Source organism: Haladaptatus sp. (assembly GCF_049589095.1).
Classification (GTDB): Archaea; Halobacteriota; Halobacteria; order Halobacteriales; family Haladaptataceae; genus Haladaptatus.
On record NZ_JBAWAC010000189.1, the window covers coordinates 1 to 3,508 of the forward strand.

The 3,508-nt window shown below is 61.7% G+C and carries 4 protein-coding genes; 1 reads left to right on the forward strand and 3 read right to left on the reverse strand.

Annotated elements, in window-relative coordinates; genetic code table 11:
* Positions 1-525 (reverse strand): diadenylate cyclase domain-containing protein (locus tag WBV42_RS06335; protein WP_423985276.1); only part of this gene is annotated, 525 nt, incomplete at its 3' end.
* A 135-nt stretch (positions 526-660) separates the two neighbouring features.
* Positions 661-930 carry a DUF7111 family protein gene (locus tag WBV42_RS06340; protein WP_423985277.1) on the reverse strand — a complete coding sequence of 90 codons (270 nt, stop codon included), beginning with the start codon at positions 928-930 and terminating at the stop codon, positions 661-663.
* 83 nt (positions 931-1,013) lie between these two features.
* Here WBV42_RS06340 and WBV42_RS06345 point away from each other — a divergent pair, with 83 nt between their 5' ends.
* Positions 1,014-1,292, forward strand: a complete 279-nt coding sequence (locus WBV42_RS06345; RefSeq protein WP_423985278.1) for a PadR family transcriptional regulator — start codon at positions 1,014-1,016, stop codon at positions 1,290-1,292.
* Positions 1,293-1,403: 111 nt separating this feature from the next.
* On the opposite strand, the gene coaBC is transcribed toward WBV42_RS06345, so the two are convergent.
* Positions 1,404-2,570 (reverse strand): bifunctional phosphopantothenoylcysteine decarboxylase/phosphopantothenate--cysteine ligase CoaBC, encoded by a 1,167-nt coding sequence (coaBC, locus tag WBV42_RS06350; protein WP_423985279.1) that lies wholly within the window; start codon positions 2,568-2,570, stop codon positions 1,404-1,406.
* Positions 2,571-3,508: the final 938 nt, after the last annotated feature.

Genomic DNA, 3,508 nt, shown 5'->3' on the forward strand with positions numbered 1-3,508 from the left:
GTGGCTCTTCTCGAACGGGTTGTACGACAGCGGGCGGGACTTGTTCATCACTTTGCCCGCGTCGCCGACGATGAACAGCGCGCCGACGGGTTTCCCTTTCTGTCCCTTCTTCCCCAGTTCGATGGCGACTTCGAACACGTCGCGGATGACGCCGGGGTCGGCCCGCGAGTTGGCGAACAGGTCGTAGATTCCCGAGTGAACGTCCTCGTCGGCCTTGGTCTGGGTGACCGTATCGAGTCCGTCGCCGAACATGCTCGCCACGCAGGTCAGTTCGTCACCGTCCTCCGCGAATCCGTTGTCCATCGCCCCCTCGATGCCGAATCGGATGCGGTCTTTGACACTGGTGAATTCGAGTGGCAATTCCACGAAGTTGCTCGCGCCGACGTTGTTGCTCGGTGCGACGACGACCACGTCCGTGTCGTCGAGTTCCGCGAACCGTTCGTAGTACGACCCGCTCGGAGAGAAGAGAAACACTGCGTCGACACCCCCGACGAGGTCCTCCAGAAGTTCGCTCAGGCTAGCCATTACAGAATGCCACTCAATCCCCGGAGAAAAGGTTTGCGGGGGTATATGTCATCAGAAATCTCTTTTTACGGACGTGTCTCTCGTCGTTCACTGGAGATGTTTTGTCCATTTCCCCGAGTCCCTCTGTTCGATTCGTTACATACCCATGTCCGCGGCGGGGTCGGGAACTGGCAGGTCGTTCGGTCGAACGCCAAGCAGTTCCGCCACATGGTCCAACACCATGTCGAATCCGTAGTAACGTTCGATTTCAGGACTGTCGGCCGTTTCCCTGACTTTCAGCATCCCGTACCCTTCGCGGTTCTGTGCGACCGCCGCGGTTTTCCCCTCGCGCGAGAATTCGAGGATGCGCTCGTGGTCGGTTTCGGAGTAGCGGGCCGTGATGTCGTCGTCCGAGAGCGTCGTCATGGTCGGCGGTTCGAAGGGGGGGCAGTCGAAGCTATCGGTTCCAACCCGAAAGCGACGTGAGTCTCGCCCCTCGATTGTCCCACATGACACGCTGGCACCAGAGCGGCACCCGCCGCGACATGTGCATCCTCCTCGCCGAGGCCGGGGAACTCCGCGGCCAGAAACTCAAGACGAGACTCGAATCACACTACGACAAACAACTCGACCCCAAGCGATATTACGCGACGCTGGAGCGACTCGTCGAAAGCGGGCACGTGGAGCGACGGGTCGAAGGGCTGTACGACGTGTTCTCGTTGACCGAAATCGGGAAACAGCGGCTACGGGAGCAGTTCGAGTGGATGCGGGAACAGGTTGAAGAGTAGGGATTCGAGGTGCGGAACGACGGGGTAGTTTTGGTGGCGATGACTCTTCTGGTGATGGACTGGCCCTCGGAAAACCACACGAAAACCGATCGCAATTCGTAAACACTGAGCTTACTCGCCTGCAAGTTCGCCCGCGAGTTCCTCGGCGACGGTGAGTCCCAGTACGTCCTTGCTCCCGCTGTACTCCCGGACGCTGTTCGGCCGGACGAACAGCGTCCTCGTTTCCTCCTTCCCCATGACGCTCGCGTCGTTCGCGACGACGAACGAGAGGTCGACCCGTTCCAAGGTTTCACGGGCGGCGGCGACCATCGCGTCGTCGTCGCCGCTCGTTTCGGCCTTGAACCCGACGATGGGGAGGTCGGGATGTTCGTCCCGAATCGTGTCGATGAGTTTAGGAGTGGGATGCAAGTCGAGGGTGAGTTCCCGTCCCGACCGAATCTTTTCGTCCTCGTCGTCGGCGGTGTAGTCGCTGATGGCAGCGACGGAGACGAGGACGTCGGCCGGGAGTCCTTCGATGTGTTGGCGGACGGCGTCGAGCATCTCGGCGCTGGTCTCGACCTGCTCGACGGTGGCGTAGGGGACTGTCGGTCCGTCGTGAATCAGTGTGACGGAAGCACCGTAGACGTAGCAGACGCGGGCGACCGCCCGGCCCGTCTTTCCGGACGCTCTGCTCGTGATGATTCGGACGGGGTCGATGGCCTCGCTGGTCGCGCCGCTGGTGATCACGACGCGCTTTCCGTCGAACAGATCGGGGGTGGTCGCGCGGGCGACGTCGAGCGCGATGGCGTCCTCGGTGGCGATCTTCGCCTTCCCTTCCTCGATTCTCGGGTCGACGAACTCGACGCCCCACGATTCGACGCGGTCGATGGCATCGAGGACGCCGGGGTGATCGTACATGGGTTCGTGCATGGCGGGCGCGATGACGACGGGCACGTCCGCGCCGAGCGCCGTCGTCGCGCAGGTCGTGACGGGCGTGTCGTCGATAGCTCCCGCGATTTTCCCGACGGTGTTCGCCGTCGCGGGCGCGATGAGGAACACGTCGGCCCACCCCTCGCGGCCACAGAGTTCGACGTGTTCGACTTTGCCCGTTATCTCGGTGACGACCGGGTTGTCGGTGGCGAACTCGACGGCCCACGGGTTGATGATGCCCTTCGCGCTCGGCGACATCACCGCGCGGACGTTCGCGCCGCGCCTGCGCAACTCGTGTGCCAGTTCGACCACTTTCACCGCCGCGATACTTCCGGTCACCCCCAACGCCACGTTTACTCCGGTCAGCATTATCCGATAGTGGGTGGGGTACCCCGAAAAAAGTCACTGGTTCGATGGTTGCGTGGGTTCGAATTGTAGAGGACTCGGAAAACACCCACCCGTTCGCTCCGACAAGACGTGTTTAATTGGTGTGTGAGTGCAGTTGATGGGAAACAGACACTGAAAGCCCCCCGCCCGTTCGCGGTCGCTGTGCAGGATATCCACGCTCTCCACGCCGGGAGAGCAACGCTCTCCCGAGCCACCCCTCGCTTCGCTCGCGGCGACACCGCCCGCGCGGATAGTGCCTCCACAGCGACTAAAACAAGCGCGAACTGACGGCCCCTTTCAATCCACCCACACCTCCGCCCCGCGACAGCCACACCCTCCCCAGCCGATTCGCTCCGACGCTCCCGCTGGTCGCGTCGTCACTCATCCCTCGCGCGGAAAGCCAGACAACCCCTCGGATGACCGTTATCCTCGGGGTTGCTGGCGCACGCGCCATGCGGTTGGTCGATATCGCGTAGCCCGTCCTTCCGAGTGGCGCGTGCTGGTACCGACTGGAGGCCAGCGAGGTTTCGAAGAAACCTCTGGGTGAACGGTGCAACCGTGAACCAACGGCCGGCCGACGGTCGATGCCAATAGCGTGCAAGGGATGACGAAGGGAGCGACAGCGACCGAAGGAATCGGCTGGGGAGGTGTGTGGTGCGGTAGCGGGGCGGAGGTGTGGGTGGATTGAAAGGGGCCGCGAGCGGGCGGGACTTTCGGAGTAGTCTTCTCGGTAACTGCAATCGCAACCTCAAAACTAGAATTCTCTCGGAGCGGGCGGGGGCTTTCGAGGGCTACTTTCCAGTAGTTGTAGTCGAAGTAGTCACAGCGCTTTCTTGTATCGAGCGGACAAGAACGTTCAAAATCAGTTTCCCAGAAACTGCAATCACAAAACAATCGAATCCGTATCGCCGCTTCTACTC

Excerpts from the sequence above, each read along its gene's own strand:
- WBV42_RS06340 (WP_423985277.1), bottom strand. The coding sequence starts at position 930 with ATGACGACGCTCTCGGACGACGACATCACGGCCCGCTACTCCGAAACC.
- WBV42_RS06345 (WP_423985278.1), top strand. The coding sequence starts at position 1,014 with ATGACACGCTGGCACCAGAGCGGCACCCGCCGCGACATGTGCATCCTC.
- coaBC (WP_423985279.1), bottom strand. The coding sequence starts at position 2,570 with ATGCTGACCGGAGTAAACGTGGCGTTGGGGGTGACCGGAAGTATCGCG.